At 69.2% G+C, this 23,890-nt stretch carries 21 protein-coding genes and 1 riboswitch; of the genes, 8 read left to right on the top strand and 13 right to left on the bottom strand.

Going from position 1 to position 23,890, the window contains the following annotated elements; all coding sequences use genetic code 11:
* Positions 1-1,617, bottom strand: a complete 1,617-nt coding sequence (locus F1C12_RS00740; RefSeq protein WP_185276984.1) for a peptide ABC transporter substrate-binding protein — start codon at positions 1,615-1,617, stop codon at positions 1-3.
* Between the two features lie 141 nt (positions 1,618-1,758).
* On the opposite strand from F1C12_RS00740, the gene F1C12_RS00735 reads away from it, so the two are divergent.
* Positions 1,759-2,130: a hypothetical protein gene (locus F1C12_RS00735; protein ID WP_258046063.1), complete on the top strand. Its 372-nt coding sequence runs from the start codon at positions 1,759-1,761 to the stop codon at positions 2,128-2,130.
* Positions 2,127-3,356 (top strand): hypothetical protein, encoded by a 1,230-nt coding sequence (locus F1C12_RS00730; protein WP_185276983.1) that lies wholly within the window; start codon positions 2,127-2,129, stop codon positions 3,354-3,356. The genes F1C12_RS00735 and F1C12_RS00730 overlap by 4 nt, the downstream gene beginning before the upstream one ends.
* Before the next feature lie 65 nt (positions 3,357-3,421).
* Here F1C12_RS00730 and F1C12_RS00725 read toward each other — a convergent pair whose 3' ends face one another.
* Positions 3,422-5,278: an ABC transporter ATP-binding protein gene (locus F1C12_RS00725; protein ID WP_185276982.1), complete on the bottom strand. Its 1,857-nt coding sequence runs from the start codon at positions 5,276-5,278 to the stop codon at positions 3,422-3,424.
* 68 nt (positions 5,279-5,346) lie between these two features.
* Between F1C12_RS00725 and F1C12_RS00720 the strand changes: the two genes are divergently transcribed.
* Positions 5,347-5,973 carry a PH domain-containing protein gene (locus F1C12_RS00720; RefSeq protein WP_185276981.1) on the top strand — a complete coding sequence of 209 codons (627 nt, stop codon included), beginning with the start codon at positions 5,347-5,349 and terminating at the stop codon, positions 5,971-5,973.
* A gap of 32 nt (positions 5,974-6,005) precedes the next feature.
* Here the strand turns inward: F1C12_RS00720 and F1C12_RS00715 are convergent, their stop codons facing one another.
* From F1C12_RS00715 to F1C12_RS00705, 3 genes are all read right to left on the bottom strand, one after another.
* The gene (locus tag F1C12_RS00715) at positions 6,006-7,019 is read right to left on the bottom strand and encodes an ABC transporter permease (RefSeq protein WP_185276980.1); all 1,014 of its coding nucleotides are present in this window, start codon (positions 7,017-7,019) and stop codon (positions 6,006-6,008) included.
* Complete coding sequence (locus tag F1C12_RS00710) at positions 7,019-8,551, bottom strand: ABC transporter permease subunit (RefSeq protein WP_185276979.1); 1,533 nt, start codon at positions 8,549-8,551, stop codon at positions 7,019-7,021. The genes F1C12_RS00715 and F1C12_RS00710 overlap by 1 nt, the downstream gene beginning before the upstream one ends.
* A 186-nt stretch (positions 8,552-8,737) precedes the next feature.
* Positions 8,738-10,531 (bottom strand): ABC transporter family substrate-binding protein, encoded by a 1,794-nt coding sequence (locus F1C12_RS00705; RefSeq protein ID WP_185276978.1) that lies wholly within the window; start codon positions 10,529-10,531, stop codon positions 8,738-8,740.
* A 280-nt stretch (positions 10,532-10,811) separates the two neighbouring features.
* Here F1C12_RS00705 and F1C12_RS00700 point away from each other — a divergent pair, with 280 nt between their 5' ends.
* A complete protein-coding gene (locus tag F1C12_RS00700; RefSeq protein ID WP_185276977.1) occupies positions 10,812-11,639 on the top strand; it encodes a CPBP family intramembrane glutamic endopeptidase in 828 nt (275 codons plus the stop codon).
* Positions 11,640-11,658: 19 nt separating this feature from the next.
* On the opposite strand, the gene F1C12_RS00695 is transcribed toward F1C12_RS00700, so the two are convergent.
* The 8 genes from F1C12_RS00695 to gcvT form a co-directional block, all read right to left on the bottom strand.
* Positions 11,659-12,012, bottom strand: coding sequence for a hypothetical protein (locus F1C12_RS00695; protein WP_185276976.1), 354 nt, complete (start codon positions 12,010-12,012; stop codon positions 11,659-11,661).
* Positions 12,009-12,344, bottom strand: a complete 336-nt coding sequence (locus F1C12_RS00690) for a hypothetical protein (RefSeq protein ID WP_185276975.1) — start codon at positions 12,342-12,344, stop codon at positions 12,009-12,011. The genes F1C12_RS00695 and F1C12_RS00690 overlap by 4 nt, the downstream gene beginning before the upstream one ends.
* Entirely contained in the window at positions 12,344-13,588 is a 1,245-nt protein-coding gene (locus F1C12_RS00685) for a DUF6792 domain-containing protein (RefSeq protein WP_185276974.1), read from the bottom strand. Before F1C12_RS00685 ends, F1C12_RS00690 begins: the two co-directional genes overlap by 1 nt.
* Entirely contained in the window at positions 13,585-14,052 is a 468-nt protein-coding gene (locus tag F1C12_RS00680) for a hypothetical protein (protein ID WP_185276973.1), read from the bottom strand. The genes F1C12_RS00685 and F1C12_RS00680 overlap by 4 nt, the downstream gene beginning before the upstream one ends.
* Positions 14,049-14,327 (bottom strand): hypothetical protein, encoded by a 279-nt coding sequence (locus F1C12_RS00675; protein ID WP_185276972.1) that lies wholly within the window; start codon positions 14,325-14,327, stop codon positions 14,049-14,051. The genes F1C12_RS00680 and F1C12_RS00675 overlap by 4 nt, the downstream gene beginning before the upstream one ends.
* A gap of 180 nt (positions 14,328-14,507) precedes the next feature.
* Positions 14,508-17,417: an aminomethyl-transferring glycine dehydrogenase gene (gcvP, locus tag F1C12_RS00670; RefSeq protein ID WP_185276971.1), complete on the bottom strand. Its 2,910-nt coding sequence runs from the start codon at positions 17,415-17,417 to the stop codon at positions 14,508-14,510.
* A gap of 15 nt (positions 17,418-17,432) precedes the next feature.
* A complete protein-coding gene (gcvH, locus tag F1C12_RS00665) occupies positions 17,433-17,807 on the bottom strand; it encodes a glycine cleavage system protein GcvH (RefSeq protein ID WP_185276970.1) in 375 nt (124 codons plus the stop codon).
* 1 nt (position 17,808) lies between these two features.
* Positions 17,809-18,990: a glycine cleavage system aminomethyltransferase GcvT gene (gcvT, locus tag F1C12_RS00660; protein WP_185276969.1), complete on the bottom strand. Its 1,182-nt coding sequence runs from the start codon at positions 18,988-18,990 to the stop codon at positions 17,809-17,811.
* A 184-nt stretch (positions 18,991-19,174) separates the two neighbouring features.
* Positions 19,175-19,269: riboswitch (glycine riboswitch) on the bottom strand.
* Between the two features lie 159 nt (positions 19,270-19,428).
* Between gcvT and F1C12_RS00655 the strand changes: the two genes are divergently transcribed.
* The 4 genes from F1C12_RS00655 to nadC are packed head-to-tail and all read left to right on the top strand — an operon-like array spanning position 19,429 to position 23,882.
* Positions 19,429-20,181, top strand: a complete 753-nt coding sequence (locus tag F1C12_RS00655; RefSeq protein WP_185276968.1) for an NUDIX hydrolase — start codon at positions 19,429-19,431, stop codon at positions 20,179-20,181.
* A complete protein-coding gene (gene nadA / locus F1C12_RS00650; protein WP_185276967.1) occupies positions 20,178-21,473 on the top strand; it encodes a quinolinate synthase NadA in 1,296 nt (431 codons plus the stop codon). The genes F1C12_RS00655 and nadA overlap by 4 nt, the downstream gene beginning before the upstream one ends.
* Position 21,474: 1 nt before the next feature.
* Positions 21,475-23,028 carry an L-aspartate oxidase gene (gene nadB, locus F1C12_RS00645; protein ID WP_185276966.1) on the top strand — a complete coding sequence of 518 codons (1,554 nt, stop codon included), beginning with the start codon at positions 21,475-21,477 and terminating at the stop codon, positions 23,026-23,028.
* Entirely contained in the window at positions 23,022-23,882 is an 861-nt protein-coding gene (nadC, locus tag F1C12_RS00640; protein ID WP_185276965.1) for a carboxylating nicotinate-nucleotide diphosphorylase, read from the top strand. Before nadB ends, nadC begins: the two co-directional genes overlap by 7 nt.
* The last annotated feature ends 8 nt before the right edge of the window (positions 23,883-23,890 follow it).

Below are 23,890 nucleotides of genomic sequence, written 5' to 3'. Positions count from 1 at the left end.
TCAGTGCGCGGACTTCTTGATGATCTGCTCGTAGAGCGGGACGGAGTTCCAGCCGAAGCGCACATCCGAGACGGCCTCGCTGTAGCCGCCGGTGACGTTCTGGTACCAGAGCGGGATCGCCGGCAGGTCGCGCAGCAGGAGCTCCTGCGCGGCCCGGAATTCGGCGTCCGCGGCCTCCACGTCCGGCTCCGCGAGACCCTTCGCGAGCAGCGCGTCGAACTCCGGGTTCGCGTACTCGGAATCGTTGGAGAGCGCGCCCGTGCCGTAGACCGGACGGAGGAAGGTCAGCAGCCCCGGGTAGTCGCCCTGCCAGCCGGCGCGGAACGCCGAGTCGATGGTGCGCTCCGTGATCGACGTGCGCAGCTGAGCGAACGTCGGCGACGCCTCGCCCTTCGCGTCGACGCCGAGGGTGTTCTTCAGGTTGTTCGCGACGGCGTCGACCCAGGCCTTGTGTCCGCCGTCGGCGTTGTAGGCGATGGCGAACGTGCCGGTCCACGGCGAGAGCTTGTCGGCGTCGGCCCAGAGCTTCTTGGCCTTCTTCGCGTCGTGGTCGAGCACGCCCGCCCCGGCCAGCTTCCCGGACCATCCCGGGATGACCGGCGATGTGAAGTCCTTGGCGGGGGTCCGGGTGCCGTCGAAGATGACCTTCGTGATCTCGGCCCGATCGATCGCCAGCGAGATGGCCTCGCGACGGAGCCGGCCCTCCTCGCCCGCGAAGTGCGCGATCCGCTCCGGGATGGCGAAGTTCTGGAAGACCGCGGCCGGCTGGTTGACCGCCCGGCCGTCGAGGTCCTTCTCGAACGTCGCGAGCTCGGTGTCGGGGATCGCGTCGAGGACGTCGAGCGTCCCGGATCGCAGGTCGGCGTAGGCGGACTCCAGCGAGGCGTAGAACACGATGCGGAGGCCGCCGTTCTTCGCCGTGCGCGGGCCCGTGTACGCGGGGTTCGCGACGAGGTCGATGCTCTCGTCGTGCTTCCACGCCGTGTCGCCGGCGAGCTTGTACGGGCCGTTCCCGATCGGGTGGGCGCCGAAGGCCGTCATGTCCTCGAAGGCGACGCTCGGCAGCGGGTAGAACGCGGAGAAGCCGAGACGGAGCGGGAAGTCGGACACCGGAGTCTTCAGGTCGACGGTGAACTCGGTGTCGCTGACGACCGTGAGGCCGGAGAGCTCGGTGTCCTCGTCGCCGGAGAAGCCCTCGATGTCTTCGAAGAACGAGTTCAGGAGCTGGGCGTTGGACTTCTTCGCCCCGTGGTTCCAGGCGTCGACGAACGAACGCGAGGTGACCTTCTCGCCGTTGCTGAAGGTGCGGTCCTCGTTGATCGTGATGACGAAGTGCTGGGAGTCGCTCGTCTCGATCGACCGGGCGACGTCGTTGACCGGCCTCCCGTCGGCCTGGTACGCGAGGAGGCCGGAGAAGACCGCGTCGATGATCTTCCCGCCACCGGCCTCGTTGGTGTTGGTCGGGACGAGCGGATTCTGCGGCTCGCTGCCGTTCGTCGTGACGATGGCCGAGGCGTCCGCTTTCGAGGGCGCGTCGGGGCTGCTGCAGCCGGTCAGCACGAGCGCGCCGGCCGCTGCCAGCGCGGCGGCCGAACGGCCGAGAAGTCTGATGGTCACGGTTTCCTCCTGAGCAGTGTCGACATCAGACCATAGAGTTCCACGGTTGGCGTTGCAAGTTCTTCTTGTTAGATTGGAATTCTACATCTAGGGCGTTACTGTGGAGCCATGTGGACGGCACACCTGGGCGGGATCATCCGGATGACCGGGATCGTCGTCGCGCTCGTCCTCGGGTTGAGCGGCTGTGTACTGGGAGGCGAACCGGTGGAACGGAAGACGAACACCCAGGAGAATCTGGCCAACCAGAAGAGAGCCGCCGAGCTCTTCCTCAACCGCCCACGGCCGGGCGTCGAGGAGATTCGGTTCACGCAGGAGGGTAACCGACCCGGACTCGGCGTCTCCTGGTCGGTCAACGCGGTCATCACGATCGAGGGACGCGAGTACCGCGAAATCCTCGGCGTGACGGGCACGGGGGCGCCCGCGGGAGAGCCGCTGCCCGAAACTCCGACCACTGCGTCTCCTACTCCGGTGACAGTGATTTATAGCGATGGTTCCTCTGAGGTAGTCGGATGACCACCGACGAAGAATACGCATGGATTGCGCGTGAGGCCTACGACCTCGACGCGCTGAAGAAGGACCCACCCCTGGTCCGAGGTGACCGTTTCCACACCCGTGAGGATGAGGACAAACGGCAATTCACCGTCCTCCACGCCGCCTCCAACGCCATCACAGGCTTCCAGGCGATGGCGGTCGCCCCCATCGTCGACGGCCGACCCGATCTCTCACACATCGTCATCTCCTACGCCGGGACCAACCCCGAGCACCGAGCGGATCTGCTCGCGGATGCGCAAAGCGTGGTGGGCGGAAGAACCGGGCCGGGCACCCAGGCGTTCGAAGCGTTGATCTACGCCGACGCGATGAAGGTGCGCTACCCCAAGGCGTCCTTCTCGACCACAGGCCACTCCCTGGGCGGGTTCCTTGCGCTCTATGTCGCAGCGGAGAACGACTGGTCCGCGACCACATTCAACGCCCCTGACCCCGGCGCTGTGCTGAGTCCGCGAGCCCTGCGCACGCTGGCGGACCGGAAGGCCGCCGGCGCGATGACCCTGCGGAACTTCGTGGACGTCCTCGACGTGATCGGGAACATCGCCGGCGATCGTACGGGCTCAGCCATCTACATCGACGATGTCCCAGGCAAGGCCAGCGTGCTCGACTATCACGATCTGGAGGGGGTGTTCCGGTTCGCCGAGGACGGTTCCATTCTCGACGTCACAGCCACGGGCCGGACCCTCGAAGAGATCCTTCAGAACGCTGCAAGGACGATGGTCGAACCGGACATCGCGCCCGCGCTCGGCATCGTCCTGGCCGGTGTCGCCAACGCACTGCGCAATCCCGCCGTCGGACGCCTGGCCGGCTTGTCCGTATCGGGAGCAACGGTGACCGTCGAGACGGTAGGGGCTGTCGCTCTCGCGGCGAGCATCGGCGGAATAGCGGTGGAGTTGCAGGCGATCAAGGCCGCGAACAACGCGCTGATCCCCCGCATGACCGCAGGCCTCCACCGCGCCAAGACGGCGGCGGCGAGCCTCTACCCGTGGATCACCGAGGCGGACATCGAGGACTGCATCGCGAGACACCGTCTCGCAGTCCGCGACAACATCGACGCCTCCGCCGTCGCGAGAGTCGACGCGCTCGCAGACGACCACCTCCGGATCGTCACCGAACTCTCCGACGGGATCCTCCGCAGCGTGAAGCACGCTGTGGCGCACGACGCGCAGTGGGCGCTCATCTACAGCCACTGATAGAGAAAGGGACCGCCTCCCCACAGGAAGCGGTCCCTCATCTCACCAGGCGTATAGCCCCAGGTTTACAGCCCCTGCGCCACCGGCGGCTCCGGCTCCTGCGGGAGCCCCTCGTTGACCGGGACGACCTCGTCCGAGCCCGCGGCCAGCAGTTCCAGGCGCAGGGCGCGGCGGGCGCGCTGCTGCTCCGGGTCGGGCAGCGGCACGGCAGCCAGGAGGCGCTGCGTGTAGGCCTCCTTCGGGTAGCGGAGGATCTCGTCGCGCGATCCCACCTCAACCAGGGCGCCGTGGTGCATCACCGCGATGCGGTCGGCGAGGACGTCGATGACGGCCAGGTCGTGGGTGATGAACAGGCACGCGAAGTTCATCTCCTTCTGGAGCTGCTGCATCAGCTCCAGCACGCGTGCCTGGACCGACACGTCGAGCGCGCTCGTCGGCTCGTCGGCGATCAGGACCTGCGGCTTCAGCGACAGCGCACGGGCGATGCCGACGCGCTGCTTCTGGCCGCCCGACAGCTCGTGCGGGAAGCGGCTGCGGTAGGCGCGCGGCAGCTCGACGCTGTCGAGGAGGCGGTCGACCTCCTTCGCCAGGCCGGCGCCCTTCAGGCCCTTCGCCAGGCGCAGCGGCTCGCCGATCGAGTCGGCGATCTGGAGGCGCGGGTTCAGCGACGACGACGGGTCCTGGAAGACGATGCCCACGTTGCGGTGCAGCTTGCGGATCTCGTCGCGGTTCGCCGTGCTGATGTCCTGGTCGGCCACCACGAGCTTGCCCGAGTGGATCGGCAGCAGGCCGATCGCGGCGCGGCCGAGCGTGGTCTTGCCGGAGCCTGACTCGCCCACCAGGCCGACGACCTCGCCCTCGTGGATCTTCAGGTCGATGTCCGTCGCCGCACGGAACGCGGGGACGCGGCCGTGCTTCGGGTACTCGATCGCGACCTTCTCGAAGTCGACGACCACCTTGCGCTTGTCCATCTCCGCCTCCTGGGCGGCCGCGGCGGCGATGCGCTCGTTGACGCGGATGCGCTCGGCGTACTCGGCGTCCGGGTTCTCGGTGCCGGCGGCGAGGGCGGCGGTGGTGTCGATCTCCTCGTCCTCGCGCTGGCCGAGGTGCGGCACCGCGTCGAGCAGGGCGATCGTGTACGGGTGCTGCGGAGCGGCGAAGACCTCCTGGACCGTGCCGGTCTCGACGATGTCGCCCTTGCGCATGACGACGATGTTGTCGGCCAGGTCGGCGACGACGCCCATGTCGTGCGTGATCAGCAGGATTGCGCTGTCCAGGCGGTCGCGGAGGCTGCGGATGAGCTCCAGGATCTCGGCCTGCACGGTCACGTCGAGCGCGGTGGTCGGCTCGTCGGCGATGAGCAGCTTCGGGTCGCAGGAGATCGACTGGGCGATCATCGCGCGCTGGCGCTGGCCGCCGGAGAGCTGGTGCGGGTACGAGTTGAACGCCTTCACGGGGTCCGGCAGCTCGACCATGTCGAGCAGCTCGAGGGCGCGCTCCTTGGCCTCGTGCGGCGACATCCCGAAGTGGATGCGCAGCGTCTCGACGATCTGGAAGCCGACCGTGTAGACCGGGTTCAACGCCGTCATCGGCTCCTGGAAGATCACCGCCACCTGGCGTCCGCGCACGCGGCGCATCTGCGGAGGGGTCAGGCCGGTGAGCTCACGCCCCTCCAGCTTGATCGAGCCTCGGACGCGGGAGTTCTCGGGCAGGAGGTCGAGGATCGCCATCGAGCTCGCACTCTTGCCGGAGCCGGACTCGCCGACGATCGCGAGCACCTCGCCCGCTTTGATCTTGTAGTTCAGCTTCTTGGCCGCGGGCACCCAGACGTTGTCCACGCCGAAGTCGACGGACAGGTCGGTGACCTCGAGCACGGGGGCGCCGACGACGACCCCGGCCCCACCGGTGGTGTTCTCGGTCATGATTCGTGGTTCCTTTCGGGGGCGCGCTCGGGCGCGGTGGAGACGGTGCGGGATGAGAGCATGGACCCATGCCCTACGTCTCCCCCGCCGAGCGCGAGGTTTTCGTGTCCCGGTTCAACCGGGTCCTTGCCGTTCTGATCTGGGCGGCCGCTGCCGCCCTCATCGTCGGCCTTCTGGTGAGCGTGCACGATGTGCGCCTGCTCTACGTCGTGCCGTGCGCGCTGTTCGCGTTCATCGGCTGGGCGCTGCTGTGGCGTCCGCGCCTGGCGGTCGGCGACGAGGGCGTCGAGGTGGTCAACGTCACGCGCACCATCGACATCCCGTGGCAGGCGCTCATCCACGTCGACACCAAGTACGCGCTGACCCTCTACACGCCGGGACGCAAGTTCCCGGTGTGGTCCGCGCCCGCTCCCGGCACGGCGCGCACGCTGCGCGCCACCCGCCAGGAGACCAAGGGCCTCGTCGGCAGGCCGACCGTCGCGGACAGCGTGCGCCGTCCAGGCGACCTGCTGAACACCGAGTCCGGCGCCGCGGCCGAGGTGGTGCGGCGCCGCTGGACCCAGCTGCAGCAGAACGGCACGATCGACAGCGGCCTCGCGGACGAGACGCCCGTGACGGTCCGCTGGCACATCGCGTCGCTGGCCGTGCTGACCGTTCTCGCGGTCGGCACGGTCGCCGCCCTGCTGGTGGCCTGAGGAGGCCACCAGCAGCGCAGCGCGGGCGGATGTCACAGCACGTCCTCCGCGAGGGCCGCGCCCGTGCGGGGTCCGCCGAACCCGTCCTCGCCGGGCTCCGGCTCTTCCTCGCGCATCTTGCGGAGGTTGAACCGGCGGTGCCGCGGGTCGAACGCGTCGCGCAGGCCGTCGCCGACGAAGTTGACCAGCAGGGCGAGCGTCACGATGAACGAGCCGGGCCACCAGAACAGCCACGGACGGGTCTGGAACGCGGACTCGTTCGAGCTGATCAGGAGGCCGAGCGAGACGTCCGGCGGCCGGATCCCGTAGCCGAGGAACGACAAGGCCGTCTCGAGCAGGATGGCCGAGGCCATGATCAGCGTCGAGGCGACGATGACGACGCCGATGGCGTTCGGCAGGACGTGCTTGAAGATGATCCGGGTGTCGGAGGCGCCCGCGACGCGAGCGGCCTCGACGAACTCCCGCTCGCGCAGCGACAGGAATTCGCCGCGCACCAGACGCGCGATGCCCATCCACGAGAAGAAGCCCAGCATCAGGGCGAGGAAGAACGCACCGAGGCCGCCGAAGATGTGGCCGACGACCGAGCCGATGACCAGCGCCGGGATCACGATGAAGACGTCGGTGATGCGCATCAGGATCGCGTCGACCACGCCGCGGAAGTAGCCCGCGATCGCGCCGACGACGACGCCCACCACACTCGCGATGAGGCCTAGCACGATCATGACCAGCACCGAGTTCTGGATGCCGCGCATGGTCAGCGCGAAGTAGTCCTTGCCGATGCGGTCCTGGCCGAACGGGTGCTCGGCGCTCGGGGCGCCCTGGTTCACCTGGTCGTTCAGCTCGACGTAGTTGTACTTCCACCAGCCGTGGATCGGGCCGATGCCGATCGCGGAGATGGAGAACAGCACGATCAGGATGAACAGGATCGCACTGGCGACGGCGACCTTGTTGGACAGGAAGCGCTTCCAGATCAGCTTCCCCTGGCTGACGGGCGGGGAGCTCGGCTCCTGCAGCTCGTCGGCGATCATGGGTTCAGTGGTCGACATCAGCGGACCCTCACTCTCGGGTCGAGTGCGGCATAGGACAGATCCGCGAGGAAGTTGAACAGGATCGCCATGATCGCGATGACGAGGAAGTACGCCATCACCGGGTTCAGGTCACCACGCGACAGTCCGAGGTTGAACAGGGAGCCCATGCCCGGGATCGCGAAGACCTTCTCGGTGATGATCGCGCCACCGAGCAGCGCGCCCACATCGAAGGCGACGAGAGTCGTGATCGGGATGAGCATGTTGCGGAACGCGTGTCGGACGACGACGGTGCGCTCCGGCAGGCCCTTGGCGCGCGCGGTGCGGATGAAGTCCTGGCCGAGCACCTCCAGCATGCCGGCACGCGAGTAGCGCGTGTACGACGCGAACGAGATCAGCAGCAGCGCGACCGTCGGCAGGGCCAGGTGCGTGAAGGTGTCGAGACCCGTCACCCACATGTCGCCGGTCAGACCGGGGGTCGACGAGCCGACCGTCGCGATCGGGCGTCCGTTGGTGTCCTGGAAGTAGGTCGGCCAGGCCTGCATGAAGCGGTCGACGACGATCAGGAAGCCGGAGACGATCGTGACGATCACGGCGACCCGCATGTTCTGGCCGCGGTCGTAGCCGCCGACGAGCCAGCCGATGAGGAGGCTGACGAGGATCGCGACGATCGCCAGGATGGCGATCGTGGCCGGCGTCGAGATGTTGAACAGCCACTGCAGCCCGAAGTAGCAGACCAGCGCGACGGCTCCCGCGATGCTCGCGGAGATCAGCGCGCGGCGGCTCTGCAGGCCGGCGGTCAGCGCGGTCGCGCCGATGACCGTCGCGGCGATCAGGATGATCATCACGACCGGGCCGAGGCCCGGGTGCAGGAACCAGTTGGTGACGCTCATCAGCAGCAGCACACCCGCGGTCGCGACGGCGGAGACGCCGAACGTGATCGCACGCCTGCGCAGGTCGCCGCCTATCAGCGACTGCCAGATGAGTCCGGCCACCAACCCGATCAGCACCGCGACCCACCAGGGGATCGTCGGGTTCGCCAGGAAGTTGTTGAAGCCGATGGCCACGAACTCCTTGAGGAGGACGGCCACGAGGAACGCCGGGAGCGAGTACAGGAAGAAGCTGAGGAACGTGACGACGTTGTCGAGTCCGCTGTACTGCCGCAGGGCGGTGACGATGCCGATGGTGACACCGAGGAGGATCGCGAGGATGAGCGCGACGGTGACCAGCTGAACGGTCGAGGTGAGCGCCTGCGGGAGGATGTCCACCACCCTCGCGTTCGAGATGGTCGAGCCCAGGTCGCACGAGTTCGCGAACGGGATGAGGCACTTGGCGGCGCCTCCCAGCCAGAGCAGCCACCGGAGGGGCGGGACCACGTCGAGCTGGAGCAACTGGATACGCGCGTTGATGAGCTGCGTCTTGTTGGGGGAATTGCTGCTTCGCAGATCCTGGAGCGGGTCGGCGCTGTACGCGACCAGCATGTACATCAGGAACGAAGCGGCGATGATGATGAGCACTGAGACAAGGAGGCGTCTCAGGATGAAACTCGCCATAGGTTCAAAACCTTCACTGACAGGGCGCGCCATTGCGGGTTGGCGGCGAGGAGCTCGCCTGGCGCGATCGGGGGAACGACCGGATCACGGCCGTCGACTTACATGATAACGGGGCGCCGACTCGAAGCCGACGCCCCGTCGCAGCGGAGTGCCCGGGGGTCACCCGGGCACTCTCACTGTCGAGCGTTACTTCGCGGTCGAGGACTTGACAGTCCACTCCCAGAAGTTCCAGAACGGGCCGTTCTGATTGCCCATGTACTTCACACCGTCGACGCGGGCGTTCGCACCGAAGACACCGGGGAGCTGGAAGAGCGGCAGACCGTAGCCCTGCGAGAAGGCGGTCTTGTCGATCTTCATCTCCAGCGAGGTGAGCTTGCTGGTGTCGAGCGTCGTCTGGGTGGCCAGAGCGTCGTCGTTCGCCGCCGAGAAGCGGTTGTAGTTGCCGCCACCGGTGGTGGTGAACAGCTGCGGGATCTGCGAGGTGCCGGCGCCCGGGCTGATCCAGCCGAAGAGCGACGCGTCGTAGTTACCGCCCGGGAGGAGCTTGCTCCAGTCCGGCGAGCCCGCGTCGACGACCTTGAAGCCGGCCTTGGCGGCCGAGGTCGAGATCGCCTGGAACTCGTCTACACGGTTCGGGTTGTTCGTGTTGTACAGGATGCGGACGGTCGGGGTCGCACCGGCGAGCAGCGCCTTGGCGCCCGCGATGTCCACCTTGTCGTACGCGGACGAACCGTTGTTCTTCACCGAGTCGCCGTACATCGGCTGCTGGTTCGGCAGCCAGATCTGCGAGTTCAGGACCTTGGCCTTCGGGTTCACCGGGGTGACGATCGAGTCGAGGATCTGCTGACGCGGGATCGTCTTCAGGAACGCCTCACGGACCTTCGGGTCGGCGAAGACCTGCGAACCGAAGTTCAGGTCGAGGTGGTCGTACGACGCCTGGTCGCCGGTCAGGACCTTCGCGTTGGTCTGCTTGAGGGCAGTCAGCGTGTCGGCCGAGGCCTGCGGGTTGATGATGTCGACCTCACCGTTCTGGAGAGCGGTGACCTGGGCGTTCGCGTCCGGGATGATGCGGAACACGATCTTGTCCACGGACGGCTTGAGGCCGCCGTCGTAGTACTTGTTCTGCGACATCGTGAGCGACTGGCCCGGGGTCCACGACGACACGACGAACGGGCCGGAGGAGACCAGCAGGTCGGGGTCGGTCGGGAACGCGGTCACGTCGTAACCGGTGTTGACGAACTTGGCCGCCTTCTCCAGCGTCGCGTTCGGGGCGACCGGAGCGTCCGGGTTGCCCTTCGGCAGCGTCTTCAGCAGCTTGGTCAGGTCGGCGGCCGAGGACAGGCCCGCCTTCTTGGCCACGATGTGAGCCGGCTGTGCGATCGGGTTGACGAGCTCCCAGTCCACGTACGGGGTGGCGTACTTGAGCGTGATCGACGTGTTGTTGTCGCCCACGGTCGGGAAGTCGGTCGAGTCGATGCCCGCGGTCGAGCCCGCGATCGAGAAGTACTGGGTACCGCTCGTCACGTTGCCCTGGTCGTCGAACTTCGCCGAGTCGTAGTGACCGGAGGCGATGGCCCACGCGAGGATCATGTCGTCAGCGGTGACGGGCTGTCCATCGGACCACTTGTCGTTCTTGTTCAGGGTGTACTTGACCGTCAGCGGGTTGTCCGAGAGCTTCTCGAACTTTCCGAACTTGTTGTCGTGGACGATCTTGTAGTTGTTGTCGATGTACTGGAAACCAGTACCGTACGACCCGTCCAGGTAGCCGACCTGGCCGTTGGTGTCCAGGTTGCCCTGCGGGGTCTGCGAGTTGAACGAGGTGAAGTCGTTCACGACAGCGACCGTCACGGTGCCGCCCTTGGCCGCGGACGAGGTCCCCGTGCTGCCGGTCGTGGTGCAGGCAGACAGTGCCAGCGCTGCAACGCCGGCGACGGCGACGGCGCTGACCGCGTACCTGACCTTTCTTCCCTTGATGTGCAATGTTCCTCCTGTGCGAAGTGTGCGGCAGCACGGGCATGCGAGAGCCCCGTACCCCGCGGGATAAGAATGACCCTAGGTATCGTTGAGGGTGAATGCAAAATGGGGCTGGAAAACGTTACACAGTGGTAACTCAGTCGGTGGATTATTGCGTCCACGCCAGGAATTCGGGGGTCCAGGAGCGTGAAACGCAAGAAACCGTGCACTTCCGTCGGTCCGCGGGCGAAATTCTCGGACGCGTGTGCTCGCGACGGAGCCCGGCCGGGCCTGGAAGGATGCACATATGAGCACTGAAGCGGTCCGGACGGCCGGAACGACGCCCGTCGCACCCACCTGGACCGGCGAAACCCCCGTCGGGCGGGGCGAGCGGCCCCGGCTGTGGTGGGAGGTCGCGATCGTCCTCGGCCTGTCGCTCGGCCAGTCCGCGATCTACTCGATCGTCACGATCGTCGACCGCTCGACGCAGAGCACCCCGCTGTCGAACCAGACGGCGCAGGTGAACCCGTCGCAGTCCAGCCGGGAGGTCTTCGACTTCCTGTACCAGTTCCTCGACAACGCCTTCCCGCTGTTCGCGGTGGCTCTCGTGATCTTCCTGCTCTGGCAGCCGCGGCGCAGCGGGTTCCGGCGGATCGGCTTCGACCTGAGCCGGCCGGGCCGCGACCTCGGCGGCGGCCTCCTGCTGTTCCTGGTGATCGGCATTCCCGGCATCCTGTTCTACGCCCTCGGCCGGGTGCTCGGGCTGACGGTTCAGGTGCAGGCGTCGCCGCTCGACACGCACTGGTGGACGGTGCCCATCCTCGTCTTCGCGGCGCTGCGGGCGGGCCTCCAGGAGGAGGTGATCGTGGTCGGCTACCTGTTCACCCGGCTGCGCCAGCTGGTCTGGGGCAAGTGGTGGATCATCGTCGCCGCCGCACTCCTGCGCGGCAGCTACCACCTGTACCAGGGCTTCGGCCCGTTCGTGGGCAACGCGATCATGGGCGTCGTGTTCGGCTGGTGCTACACGCGCTGGGGCCGGGTGATGCCGCTCGTGGTCGCGCATGTCGTCATCGACATCGTCTCGTTCGTGGGGTATCCGCTCGCCGTCGCGCTGTGGCCGCACATCTTCGCCTGAGGCGGGATCCGTCGACCTGTCAGTCTCCCGACCGGTCCTGCTCTCGCCGGTGCTCGTGGAAGTCCTCGAGTTCGTGCGCGTGGCGGACCTGCAACGCTCGGTAGTCCTCGTCCAGGCGGGCGACCACCGCGGCAGCCGAGCGGATGTTCTCATCCGCGTCGTTCGAGAGCTGCGCGAACACCGCCCTGAACCGCGGGTCGTCGGCCGCGCCCTGCCGGGCGAGTTCGTGGAAGCCCTCCTCCATCGACCGCATCCGCGACCGGTAGTACGAGACGTACTCGTCGGCCTGTTCGATCCGGCGCAACGCTGTGGCGCTCTCCTCGCGCTGCGTTTCCTCCAGCTCCCCCCGGGTGCGGTGTTCGTGGTGCGTCATACGGCGATGCTGTCCACGGCGCGGGTGTAGTCGTTCTTGGACGCGATGTGTTCGAGCCCGGCCGTCACCTTCTTCTCGACGGCGCCGGAAAGCCCGGCAGCGACGTTCGCGCTGCTGAGCGTGACGTACACGGCGGTGACGGCTCCCTGCATGACCACCCAGTTGGCGCTCTTCACGAGCCCGTACTGGGCGTGAACCGCCGGCGGCAGGGCCGCATCCAGCAGCGTCTTCGCCGCCTGATGGACGGCGCCGTCGATCGCGTGGATGGTCGAGTCCACCGTGCCCGACACGTCCTGCACCGCCTCCTCGATGAGGTCAGCCAGCCATGACATCACGTGCCCCCTACCGACCCGAGCGCATACGCTCGCGCCCAGGCTGTGCCCTGTTCGAACGCGTTCGTGACCGTGTTCATCACGCCGCGCGAGATCTTCCGCACCGTGTCGATGTGGTCGTCCAGCAGGTCGTTCACGGCCGCGACCGCCTCCTCGTCGATGTGCTTCTCCACCTCGAGGCCATGAGCTCGCACGCACTCCTCGATGTCCGCCTCCGTCACCAACGGGTAGAGCTGTAGTGCCGCGATCTTCGCGTTCGTGAGTGCGGTGGTCATCGCGGGAACGAGACCGATGTTCACGTCCTTGATGGCCTGGAGCTCGGTCGCGACACTTCCGACGCTGGACGCAAGCCCCAGGGCCGCCACCGTGTCCACCGCGACGAGGAGACCCGACAACGTCGCTCCCGCAGTGACCGCGCCGACGCCGTTGACGGTCGAGACGATCCCGTCGAGAGCCCGCAGCGCCTGCCCGTGACCCGGATTCGCGACGCCCACCAGGTCCGCGAGCTCCGTCACCGTCAGGCTCTTCCCTCCCAGGCCGAGCATGGCGCCGAACGGATCGAAGTCGAACGCGGCCGCCAGATCGTGATGCGCGATCACGCCCTTCCACAGCTCGTCCTCGACGAAGACGCCGGCGCCGGTGCCGTGCCCCAGGAAGTTCCCGACCAGGTCGAACTGGTTCACGTAGTTCGTCAGCGGGCTCCCACCGCTTGTCCGCTCCGCCTGGACCCACTCCTTCGCCTGCGGGGACAGCACGCCCCATGGGTCAGGACTGTTGAACGTGGTCGAGTGCCAGTGGCTCTCGGCGGCGACGTACAGGGCGAGGTAGCCGCCGAGCGAGTGACCGACCGTCTCTATGCGCGCCTCTGAATGCCCGTCAGCGGCGAGCCGCGCCTGCACCCGCTCCGCGAACTTCTCGGCCTCGGCAACCTGCGTGCCCTCCCCCGTGCGGCGCCCCACCACCGAGACCAGGTCGGCGACGACATCGGCACGGTCGTCGGGGTTCGTGCCCGCGAAGGCGATGTAGACCTGGGAGTGGTCGGGGAGCCCGTCGATGAGGGGGACGACGGCCATGCCTTGGAAGCCGGTGGCCGGGTCGGTGGCGGTGTCGTAGACCTGGAACTGCTGTTTGCTCCTGCCCGGAGCGGCGAACTTGTCACGCTTCTCCGCCGTAAATTCGCGCTGAAGCGGATCGACACCGTAAACCTGGTTCGCGATGGTGGCGTAGTCTTCCGCGGTCGTCACTCGATCACCTCCGACGAGTCATCGCTGAAGATGACCGTCACGGAAGCTCGCGTCGCCCCCGGGTCAACGTCTGGCAAGGGCTCTGACGAAATGAGCTGGGGGCTGAGCGTTGCACGGTAGTCGTTTCCTTCGACTGTGACCACAGCGTCGGCCCGCCAAGATGCTCCGAGTCCCGGTTGACCGCCCTCCTGCACGAATCTGATCTTCTCTACTCCGCCCTGTGATTCGAGGAAGGCAATGGCCGCCTTTCTTTGGTTCGCAAGGTTCGTCGACTTCCCCAAATCACTTCCTCCTAGTGCGCACCCGCTCAAGCCAGCGGCGAGGGCCGCCCAGATACCCACCGCTACGGGCAACAGAGTCAACACTCTCCTCGTCCGGGACTCGCGGGCCTGCGTCCCCCGCTCGGTCCCGCGGCCGACAGCCGAGCCGCTGGCGGCAACCGATGCGTAGTCTTCCGGAGTCATTCGATCACCTCGGACGAGGCATCGCTGTAGATCACGGTCACGGGTGCGTGCGCCGTCCCGGGAGCGGTGTCTGGCAACGGCTTACCGGCCCTCGAGTACCTCGTAATACCCAGAATCTCGTTGTATTCCTCACCGTTGACGGTGACCACCGCATTCACCGCCCACGGCGCCCCGAACCCCGACAGTCCACCCTCCTGGGTGAACCTGATCTGCTCCACGCCACCCTGCGTCTCGAGAAAGGCCACCGCGGCTCTTCTCTGAGTGGCTAGCTGCATGGCAAGACACCTTCCCCTCGGAGACCGGCAAACCGACGCCGGCAGCTGGAGGAAGGCTAACATGCCCCGTCTGCAATCACACCGTATAGAATTTATATTGCAAGCATTTCCACGCACAAACGCAACCGCCGAGCCACGGACAATCCGTGGCTCGGCGGTTCGAGCGGTGTTTCGGGTCTGCTACGCGAACGCCTCCGGCGGCGGGCACGCGCAGAACAGGTTGCGGTCGCCGTAGGCCTGGTCGATGCGGCGCACCGGGGGCCAGTACTTGTTCCGCACCAGCGTCGGCACCGGGTAGACGGCCTGCTCGCGGGTGTAGGCGTGGTCCCATACGGAGGTAGCCACCGACTCGGCGGTGTGCGGCGCGTTCCGCAGCGGGTTGTCGTCCGCCGGCCAGTCCCCCGCCGCTACCGCGTCGGCCTCCGCCTTGATCGCGATCATCGCTGTGACGAAGCGGTCGAGCTCCGCCAGGTCCTCGCTCTCGGTCGGCTCCACCATCAGCGTGCCCGCGACCGGGAAGGACATGGTCGGCGCGTGGAAGCCGAAGTCGATGAGGCGCTTGGCCACATCGTCCACGGTCACGCCGGTGGCCTCGGTGAGCGGCCGGACGTCGAGGATGCACTCGTGCGCGACGAGGCCGTTGTCGCCCGCGTAGAGCACCGGGAAGTGCTCGCGCAGCTTCGCGGCGACATAGTTCGCCGCGAGCACCGCGGCGCCGGTGGCGTCGGCGAGGCCCTGCGCGCCCATCATGCGGACGTACGCCCACGAGATCGGGAGGATGCTCGGGCTGCCGTACGGAGCCGCGGAGACGGGGCCGCCGCCGTGCTCGATGCGACCGTCCGGCCCCTCGGCGCCGACCAGCACGTGCGTCGCGTCCTGCGCGAGCGGATGGCCGGGCAGGAACGGCGCGAGGTGCGCCTTCGCCGCCACCGGGCCCACGCCGGGGCCGCCGCCGCCGTGCGGGATGCAGAAGGTCTTGTGCAGGTTGAGGTGGCTGACGTCGCCGCCGAAGTCGCCGAAGCGGGCGTAACCGAGCAGCGCGTTGAGGTTGGCGCCGTCGACGTAGACCTGGCCGCCGGCGTCGTGCACCGCGGAGGTGATCGCGACGACCTCGTGCTCGTAGACGCCGTGCGTCGACGGGTAGGTGATCATCAGTGCGGCGAGAGTGTCGGCGTTGGCCGCGATCTTCGCCCGCAGGTCGTCCAGGTCGACGTTGCCGAGCTCGTCGGTCGCGACGACGACGACGCTCATGCCGGCGAGCACGGCGGACGCGGCGTTGGTGCCGTGCGCCGACTGCGGGATGAGGCAGACCGTGCGCTGGAGGTCGCCGCGCGAGCGGTGGTAGCCGCGGATCGCCAGGAGACCGGCGAGCTCGCCCTGGCTGCCCGCGTTCGGCTGCAGCGAGACGGTGTCGTAGCCGGTGACGTCGGCGAGCCAGCCCTCGAGCTGGTCGATCAGCTCGAGCGAGCCCACCACGTCGGCCGCCGGGGCGAACGGGTGCAGCGCCGCGAACTCCGGCCAGGTGACGGCCTCCATCTCGGTGGCCGCGTTGAGCTTCATGGTGCACGAGCCGAGCGGGATCATGCCGCGGTCGAGCGCGTAGTCGCGGTCCTGGAGCTGGCGGAGGTAGCGCATCATCGCCGTCTCCGAGTGGTGCGTGGAGAACACCGGGTGGGTGAGGAAGTCCGACGTACGGGTGAGCGCGGCATCGAACGACGGCTCCGAGCCGAAGGAGAGCGCAGGCTCGCCGTCGGTCGTTCCGCCGAGCACCTCGATCAGGTCGGCGAGCGGGAAGACGCCGTCGCGCAGGTCGGCGGCGGTCTCCTCGTCCAGGCTCAGCGAGACCAGGCCGGCGTCGACCGCGTGCAGCAGGAGGCCGCGCTCGTGGGCGCGAGCGACGACCGTCGCGGCGTCGTCCGCCTCGACCACGAGGGTGTCGAAGAACGAGCGGGAGCGGACCTCCACCCCGGAGGCCCGGAGCGCGTCGGCGACGGCGACCGTCGCGAGGTGCACGTGACGGCCGATCGCTCGCAGCCCGGCCGGGCCGTGGTAGACCGCGTACATCGCGGCCATGACGGCGAGCAGCACCTGGGCGGTGCAGATGTTGGAGGTCGCCTTCTCGCGGCGGATGTGCTGCTCGCGGGTCTGCAGCGTGAGCCGGTAGGCGGGCTTGCCGATCGCGTCCTGCGAGACGCCGACCAGGCGGCCGGGGAGCTGGCGCTCCAGGCCCTTGCGGACGGCCATGTAGCCGGCGTGCGGGCCGCCGAAGCCCATCGGGACGCCGAAGCGCTGGCTGGTGCCGACGGCGACATCGGCGCCCAGCTCGCCCGGCGAGGTGAGCTGCGTGAGGGCGAGGAGGTCGGCGGCGGCCACGACGACCGCGCCCGCGGCCTTCGCGGTCGCGATGACGGCGGACGGGTCCCAGACCCGGCCGGAGGCGCCCGGGTACTGCACGAACAGGCCGAAGGCCTCCTGCAACTCGGCGGCGTCGGCGGGCGTGGCGGCGAGGTCGAGAACGACCAGTTCGATGCCGACGGCCTCCGCGCGGTTGCGCAGCAGCGCCAGGGTCTGCGGGAACGTGTCGGCGTCCACGACGAACGTCGAGCCTGCGGCCTTGGAGGCGCGGCGGGCGAGCAGCATCCCCTCGACGACGGCCGTTCCCTCGTCGAGCATCGACGCGTTGGCGGTGTCCAGGCCGGTCAGGTCGGAGACCATGGTCTGGAAGTTGATGAGCGCCTCCAGGCGGCCCTGCGAGATCTCCGGCTGGTACGGCGTATACGCCGTGTACCAGCCCGGGTTCTCCAGCACGTTGCGCTTGATCACCGCGGGGGTGATCGTGCCGTAGTAGCCGAGGCCGATCATGCTGCGGTTCACGGTGTTGCGCGCGGCGAGCGCCCGCAGCTCGCGGAGCGCCGCGCGCTCGCTGATCGGGGCGGGCAGCGCCGAGACGCGCCCTTCCGCGATGCGGATGGAGTCCGGCACGGCGGCGGAGACGAGCGCCTCCACCGAGTCGTAGCCGAGGGCGGACAGCATGGATCGCTGCGCGTCCCCGTCGGTGCCGATGTGACGCGTCTGGAACTGGTCGCTCATGTTCTCGCGGTTGCCTTACTCGCCCGTGAGGGCCTTGTACTCGTCGTAGGAGAGGAGACCGTCGGGGAGGGCGGTGAAGCGCACCTTGATGAGCCAGCCCTCGCCGAACGGGTCGCTGTTGACCAGCTCGGGCGCGTCGACGACGGCCTGGTTGGCCTCGGCCACGGTGCCGTCGACCGGGGCGAAGAGCTCGCCGACCGACTTGGTCGACTCGATCTCGCCCACCACGCGGCCGGAGGCCACATCACTGCCCTCGGCGGGGAGCTCGACGAACACGACGTCGCCCAGCTTCTCTGCCGCGTAGCTCGTGATTCCCACCGTGGCGGTGTCGCCCTCGACGAGGAGCCACTCGTGCTCGGCGGTGTACTTCAGGTCCTGCTCTGCGGCCATGTCAGTGCTTCTTTCTGCTGTAGAAGGGGAGGGCGGTGACGGTGAAGGGGAGGCTGGTGCCGCGCACGTCGACGTGCAGCTCGGTGCCCGGCCGGGCGAACTTCGGAGCGACGTAGGCCATGGCGATGGGGACCCCGATGGTCGGCGAGAGGGCGCCGGAGGTCACGACCCCGACCTCCTCGTCTGCGCCGTCGGCGGCCGGGGCGACGACCGGGTAGCCGGCGCGGGCGGCGCGCTTGCCCTGGCCCATCAGCCCGACGAGGACGCGCGCCTCGGCGTCGGGGCCGTCCTCGCTGGCGGCGCGGCCGACGAAGTCGGTGTCCTTGGCGAGGTTGACGACGCGGCCGAGACCGGCCTGGGCGGGCATGGTGTCGAGGCCCAGCTCGTGGCCGTAGAGCGGCATCCCGGCCTCCAGGCGCAGCGTGTCGCGGCTGGCGAGGCCGGCGGGGACGAGGCCCTGCGCGCTGCCGGCCTCCAGGAGAGCGTCCCAGAGGGCGCGCGCGTTGTCGGGCGCCGTGTAGAGCTCGAAGCCGTCCTCGCCGGTGTAGCCGGTGCGGGCGACCAGCACGGGGTGCGTCTCGAACTCGGCCGGGATGCTCCAGTAGTACTTGAGGTCGGTGACCCGCTGGTCGAAGTCGTCGCCCTCGATGTGGAAGCCGGGGGTCGCCAGCACGACGCTCAGCGCGGCGGGGCCCTGCACGGCGATGAGCGCGATGTCGTCGCTCTCGTCGAAGACCTCGACGTCGAACGGCGCGGTGCGGTCGCGCAGCTCCTCGGCCACGGCCTCCCGGTTGGAGGCGTTCGCGACCACCATGTAGCGGTCGTCGCCTGTGCGGTACACGACGAGGTCGTCCAGGATGCCGCCGGCGCGGGAGAGCAGCATGCTGTACTTCGCCTGGTCGAGGGCGAGCGACGACAGCTTGCCGGCGAGCGCGTAGTCGAGCGCCTGTCCGGCCTCGGGGCCGATCAGGACGATCTCGCCCATGTGCGACAGGTCGAAGAGCCCGGCGGCGGTGCGCACCGCGTGGTGCTCGGCGAGGTCGCTGGAGTAACGCACCGGCATCTGCCAGCCGGCGAAGTCGGTGAACGACGCGCCCGCGGCGGTGTGGGCGTCGTGCAGCGGCGAGGTGCGCTCCGTCGCTGCAGTCGCTGCGTCGTTGGTCTGGCTGTCGTGCGAGCTCATGAGTTCTCCGTTCGCCGGCCGTCGCCGGAGGGATGAACGGTAGCGCGATGCGCGCTCCGTGTGAAGAACTCCCCCTCTGTCATCCGGCCTGAGAGTTTCACCCCGGCCGCTGCTGCGGTCGGGGCTTTCACCGTGGGCGAGGGCGCGTGCGCGTGCTGCGCGCGGCCCTGCTTTTCAGAGTGGCCAGTCCGATGCGGTACGCGTACCTGAGAGATTGTCGGGGAGGATTGCTCCTTCGGTGCCGCCCGCTCGCGCGCGCGACTCTCCCGCATCGGCCTGATTGGCCCGGTATTCAGTTGACTCGGCCAGCATAACGGGTCCGTGCTGCTGGTGCGCGCGCGGCAACCGTTGCCGCCGGTTTGGCGTTCTGGTCACGATGACACTAAGATGATCTCCAACTTAGGGTCACGGTGACCTTTAGTCGGACGGGAGGCCGCGATGGCCGAGCACGAACGCGCGAGTGCGATGCTCGCCGTCTCGACGGTCATCTTCGCGCTGCGCTCCGACGAGCTGACCGGAGGCCGGGCCCAGGTCTGGCTGCCGCTGGTCCGCCGCATCCGCGCCCCGTTCGAAGGGCGCTGGGCGCTCCCCGGCGGTCCCCTGCGCGTCGGCGAGGACCTGGCCTACGCGGCCGCCCGCACCCTCGGTGACACCACCGGCCTCGCCCCGCGCTACCTGGAGCAGCTCTACACGTTCGGCGACGCCGTGCGCTCCCCCGGCGACGAGCGTGTGGTCTCCATCGTCTACTGGGCGCTGGTCGGCAGTGCGGAGGCGGAGGCGGCGACCTCCGGCGAGAACGTCGGCTGGTTCTCGGCCGACGACCTCCCGGAACTGGCGTTCGACCACACGCTGATCGTCGAATACGCCCTCTGGCGGCTGCGCACGAAGATGGAGTACTCCCGGATCGCGCACGCCTTCCTCGGCGAGCGCTTCACCCTCGCCCAGCTGCGCGAGGTGCACGAGGCGGTCCTCGGCCGCCCCCTCGACCCGGCCAACTTCCGGCGGACCATCGAGTCCTCCGGCGCCGTCGTCGCCACCGGCGACTACCTGACCGGCACGCGGCACCGGCCGCCCCGGCTCTACCGCTACAACGACTCGATCGACCTCGCCGACGCGGGGCCGCTCCCCCGGCAGCAGCCGCCCGTCGGCCTGCGCCAGCACCGTCCCACCCCGGAAAGCGAGCAGTCATGACCATCGCATCGGTCGACACCACCATCCAGCTCATCTCGAGCGGCAGCATCGACGGCGCCACCTGCGCCCCCGAGCTCGCCGACGGGCCCTGGCTGTTCGACTCCGCTCCCCCTTCGTACGGTCCCGGCGCCTCGCAGGACGACCCGATCCCCGCGTTCGCGCCGAAGCAGGGCGAGCTGCCGGAGGAGTACCGCACCGCGTCCAAGGACGAGCTCGCGGAGCGCATCCGTGCCGCCAAGGCGACCCTCGGCGACCGGGTCGCGGTGATGGGCCACTTCTACCAGCGCGACGAGGTCGTGCAGTTCGCGGACTTCGTGGGCGACTCGTTCCAGCTCGCCAACTTCGCCAAGGCGCGCCCGGAGGCCGAGACGATCGTGTTCTGCGGCGTGCACTTCATGGCGGAGACCGCGGACATCGTGTCGCGGCCCGAGCAGAACGTCATCCTCCCCAACCTCGCCGCCGGCTGCTCGATGGCCGACATGGCGGACCTCGACTCCGTGCAGGAGTGCTGGGAGGCGCTGGAGGAGCTGTACGGCACCGAGCCGGACGCCGACGGCCGCGTGCCGGTCATCCCGGTCACCTACATGAACTCGTCGGCGGCGCTCAAGGCGTTCTGCGGCGAGCACGGCGGCATCGTGTGCACCTCGTCCAACGCGGCGACCGTCCTCCAGTGGGCGTTCGAGCGCGGGCAGCGCGTGCTGTTCTTCCCGGACCAGCACCTCGGCCGCAACACCGCGAAGGCGATGGGCGTCTCGGTCGAGCGCATGCCGCTCTGGAACCCGCGCAAGCCGCTCGGCGGCAACGACGAGACCTCGCTGGGCGAGGCGCAGGTCATCCTGTGGCACGGCTTCTGCTCGGTGCACAAGCGCTTCACCGTCGGCCAGATCGAGCACGCCCGCGCCGAGTTCCCCGGCGTGCGCGTGATCGTGCACCCCGAGTGCCCGATGGAGGTCGTGGACGCCGCCGACGAGTACGGCTCGACCGACTACATCGTCAAGGCGATCCAGGCGGCGCCGGCCGGCTCCACCTTCGCCATCGGCACCGAGATCAACCTGGTGCAGAGGCTCGCTGCGGAGTACCCGCAGCACACGATCTTCTGCCTCGACTCGGTCGTCTGCCCGTGCTCGACCATGTACCGCATCCACCCCGGCTACCTCGCCTGGGTGCTCGAGGGCCTGGTGCGCGGCGAGGTCGTGAACCAGGTGCGCGTGGCCGACGAGGTCGCCGCGCCCGCCCGGGTGGCGCTGGAGCGCATGCTCGCCGCCCGGCCGGACACGACGATGGCGGCCTGACATGGCCCGCGTCGTCGTCGTCGGGAGCGGGATCGCCGGGCTCGTCGCCGCACTGCGGGCGGCCGAGCGCCACGACGTCACGATCGTGACCAAGGGCGGCATCGCCGACGGCAGTACCCGGTACGCCCAGGGCGGGATCGCCGCGGCGGTGTTCTCCGACGACAGCGTCGCCGACCACGTCGCCGACACGCTGCGCGCCGGCGCCGGGCTGAACGTGCGGGAGGCCGTGGAGGCGCTCTGCGGCGACGGTCCGGCACGGGTGCGCGAGCTGATCGCGCTCGGCGTCGCCTTCGACCGCGACGGTCGCGGACTGGCGCGCGGACTCGAGGCCGCGCACTCCAGCGCCCGCGTGCTGCACGCGGGCGGCGACGCGACGGGCGCCGAGATCGAGCGGGCGCTGGACGCCGCCGTGCGCGCAGCGGGCATCCGCGTCATCACCGGGGCGTTCCTCCGCGACGTGCTCGTGACGGACGGCACGGCCTCCGGGGTCGCGCTGCGGCTGGCCGACGGGACGGACGTGGAGCTCGACGCCGACGCCGTCGTGCTCGCGACCGGCGGCTGGGGTCAGCTCTACGCGCACACGACCAACCCCGAGATCGCGACGGGCGACGGCGTCGCGGCGGCGTACCGCGCGGGCGCGCTGCTCGCCGACCTGGAGTTCACGCAGTTCCACCCGACCGCGCTGCGGCTGCCCGCCGCGGACGGCGGCACCCGCACCTTCCTCGTGTCGGAGGCCGTGCGCGGCGAGGGCGCGGTGCTCCGCAACGCGCGCGGCGAGCGGTTCATGCTCGACGTCCACCCGGACGCGGAGCTCGCTCCGCGCGACGTCGTCGCCCGTGGGATCGCGGTCGAGATGGCCGCGCAGGACCGCCTCCCGGTCGTGCTCGACGCCACGGCGCTCGGCGCGGACTTCCTCACCCGCCGCTTCCCCACCATCGACGCCGCCTGCCGCGCCGCGGGGATCGACTGGTCCCGCGAGCCGGTGCCGGTGACGCCCGCCGCGCACTACGCGATGGGCGGGGTCGCGACCGACGTCCTCGGCCGCACCAGCGTCCCCGGACTGTTCGCCGTCGGCGAGGTCGCCTGCACCGGCGCGCACGGCGCGAACCGGCTGGCCTCCAACTCGCTGCTGGAGGGGCTGGTGTTCGCGCACCGCGCCGCCGAGGCGATCGGCGAGCCGTGGGCGGACGTGCCCGCATGGGTCGCGGGGCCGGGGCTGAGCGCGAGCGCTGCGACCGCCGACGCCGGTGAGGGCGACCGGCCGTTCGACCGCGCTCGCCTCCAGTCGATCCTCTGGACCGGCGCCGGCCTGCACCGCGACCGCGCCGGCCTCGAACGCGCCGCGCGCGAGCTCGCCGCCTTCCGGACCCCGGAGCCCGGCGAGGATGCGAACCTGCTCCAGCTCGGCCGCCTGGTCGTCGCCTCCGCCCTGTCGCGCGAGGAGTCGCGCGGCGCCCACTTCCGTTCCGACTTCCCGCTTCCCGCGCCGGGCACGCCCCGCCACACGGTGCCCGCACCCCTGACCGTTCCTACCGAGGTGACCGTTCCATGCTGACCCGCCAGACCATCCACGACGTCGTCCGAGCCGCTCTCGTCGAGGACGCTCCGTGGGGAGACCTGACCAGCGAGCTGCTCATTCCCGAAACGGCATATGCCGCAGCGCGGCTGTCCGCGCGCGAGCCGGGGACCTTCTCCGGAGGGGCCGTCTTCACCGCCGCGATGACGCTCACCGACCCCGCCATCGAGGTGACCCTCGCCGTGGCGGACGGCGACGCGTTCGGCGCGGGCGACACGCTCGCGACCGTGAGCGGCCCGGCCCGCTCCGTGCTGCAGGGCGAGCGCGTGGCGCTGAACTTCGTGCAGCGGATGTCCGGCATCGCGACCCTCACCGCGTCCTTCGTCGCGGAGGTGGCGCACACCTCGGCGCGGATCGTGGACACCCGCAAGACCACGCCGGGCCTGCGCGCGTTCGAACGTCACGCCGTCCGCAGCGGCGGCGGCCACAACCACCGCTACTCGCTGTCGGACGCCGTCATGGCCAAGGACAACCACCTCGCGATCCTCACGGCGCAGTCCGGGCTGTCGGTCACCGACGCCCTCCGCCGGGTGCGCTCCGAGCTCTCGCACACCACGCACCTGGAGGTCGAGGTCGACCGCATCGACCAGATCGAGCCGGTGCTCGCCGCCGGGGTGGACACGATCATGCTCGACAATTTCACGCTCGACCAGCTGCGCGAGGGCGTGGCCATCGTCGGCGGCCGCGCGATCGTGGAGGCCAGCGGCAACGTCAGCCTCGCCACGGTCCGCGACATCGCGGAGACCGGAGTGGACGTCATCTCGTCGGGCGCGCTCACGCACAGCGTCCGCTCGCTCGACCTCGGCCTGGACGTGGTGCTGGAGAACGCATGACCGGAGCG

The organism is Leifsonia shinshuensis, assembly GCF_014217625.1.
GTDB lineage: Bacteria > Actinomycetota > Actinomycetes > Actinomycetales > Microbacteriaceae > Leifsonia > Leifsonia shinshuensis_A.
This window is presented reverse-complemented; position numbering and strand designations above follow the sequence as displayed.

Excerpts from the sequence above, each read along its gene's own strand:
- F1C12_RS00675 (WP_185276972.1), bottom strand. The coding sequence starts at position 14,327 with ATGCAGCTAGCCACTCAGAGAAGAGCCGCGGTGGCCTTTCTCGAGACG.
- nadC (WP_185276965.1), top strand. The coding sequence starts at position 23,022 with ATGCTGACCCGCCAGACCATCCACGACGTCGTCCGAGCCGCTCTCGTC.
- F1C12_RS00710 (WP_185276979.1), bottom strand. The coding sequence starts at position 8,551 with ATGGCGAGTTTCATCCTGAGACGCCTCCTTGTCTCAGTGCTCATCATC.
- F1C12_RS00680 (WP_185276973.1), bottom strand. The coding sequence starts at position 14,052 with ATGACTCCGGAAGACTACGCATCGGTTGCCGCCAGCGGCTCGGCTGTC.
- gcvH (WP_185276970.1), bottom strand. The coding sequence starts at position 17,807 with ATGGCCGCAGAGCAGGACCTGAAGTACACCGCCGAGCACGAGTGGCTC.
- F1C12_RS00720 (WP_185276981.1), top strand. The coding sequence starts at position 5,347 with ATGCCCTACGTCTCCCCCGCCGAGCGCGAGGTTTTCGTGTCCCGGTTC.
- gcvP (WP_185276971.1), bottom strand. The coding sequence starts at position 17,417 with ATGAGCGACCAGTTCCAGACGCGTCACATCGGCACCGACGGGGACGCG.
- F1C12_RS00690 (WP_185276975.1), bottom strand. The coding sequence starts at position 12,344 with ATGTCATGGCTGGCTGACCTCATCGAGGAGGCGGTGCAGGACGTGTCG.
- nadA (WP_185276967.1), top strand. The coding sequence starts at position 20,178 with ATGACCATCGCATCGGTCGACACCACCATCCAGCTCATCTCGAGCGGC.
- F1C12_RS00700 (WP_185276977.1), top strand. The coding sequence starts at position 10,812 with ATGAGCACTGAAGCGGTCCGGACGGCCGGAACGACGCCCGTCGCACCC.
- F1C12_RS00725 (WP_185276982.1), bottom strand. The coding sequence starts at position 5,278 with ATGACCGAGAACACCACCGGTGGGGCCGGGGTCGTCGTCGGCGCCCCC.
- nadB (WP_185276966.1), top strand. The coding sequence starts at position 21,475 with ATGGCCCGCGTCGTCGTCGTCGGGAGCGGGATCGCCGGGCTCGTCGCC.
- F1C12_RS00715 (WP_185276980.1), bottom strand. The coding sequence starts at position 7,019 with ATGTCGACCACTGAACCCATGATCGCCGACGAGCTGCAGGAGCCGAGC.
- F1C12_RS00735 (WP_258046063.1), top strand. The coding sequence starts at position 1,759 with ATGACCGGGATCGTCGTCGCGCTCGTCCTCGGGTTGAGCGGCTGTGTA.
- F1C12_RS00730 (WP_185276983.1), top strand. The coding sequence starts at position 2,127 with ATGACCACCGACGAAGAATACGCATGGATTGCGCGTGAGGCCTACGAC.
- F1C12_RS00655 (WP_185276968.1), top strand. The coding sequence starts at position 19,429 with ATGGCCGAGCACGAACGCGCGAGTGCGATGCTCGCCGTCTCGACGGTC.
- gcvT (WP_185276969.1), bottom strand. The coding sequence starts at position 18,990 with ATGAGCTCGCACGACAGCCAGACCAACGACGCAGCGACTGCAGCGACG.
- F1C12_RS00695 (WP_185276976.1), bottom strand. The coding sequence starts at position 12,012 with ATGACGCACCACGAACACCGCACCCGGGGGGAGCTGGAGGAAACGCAG.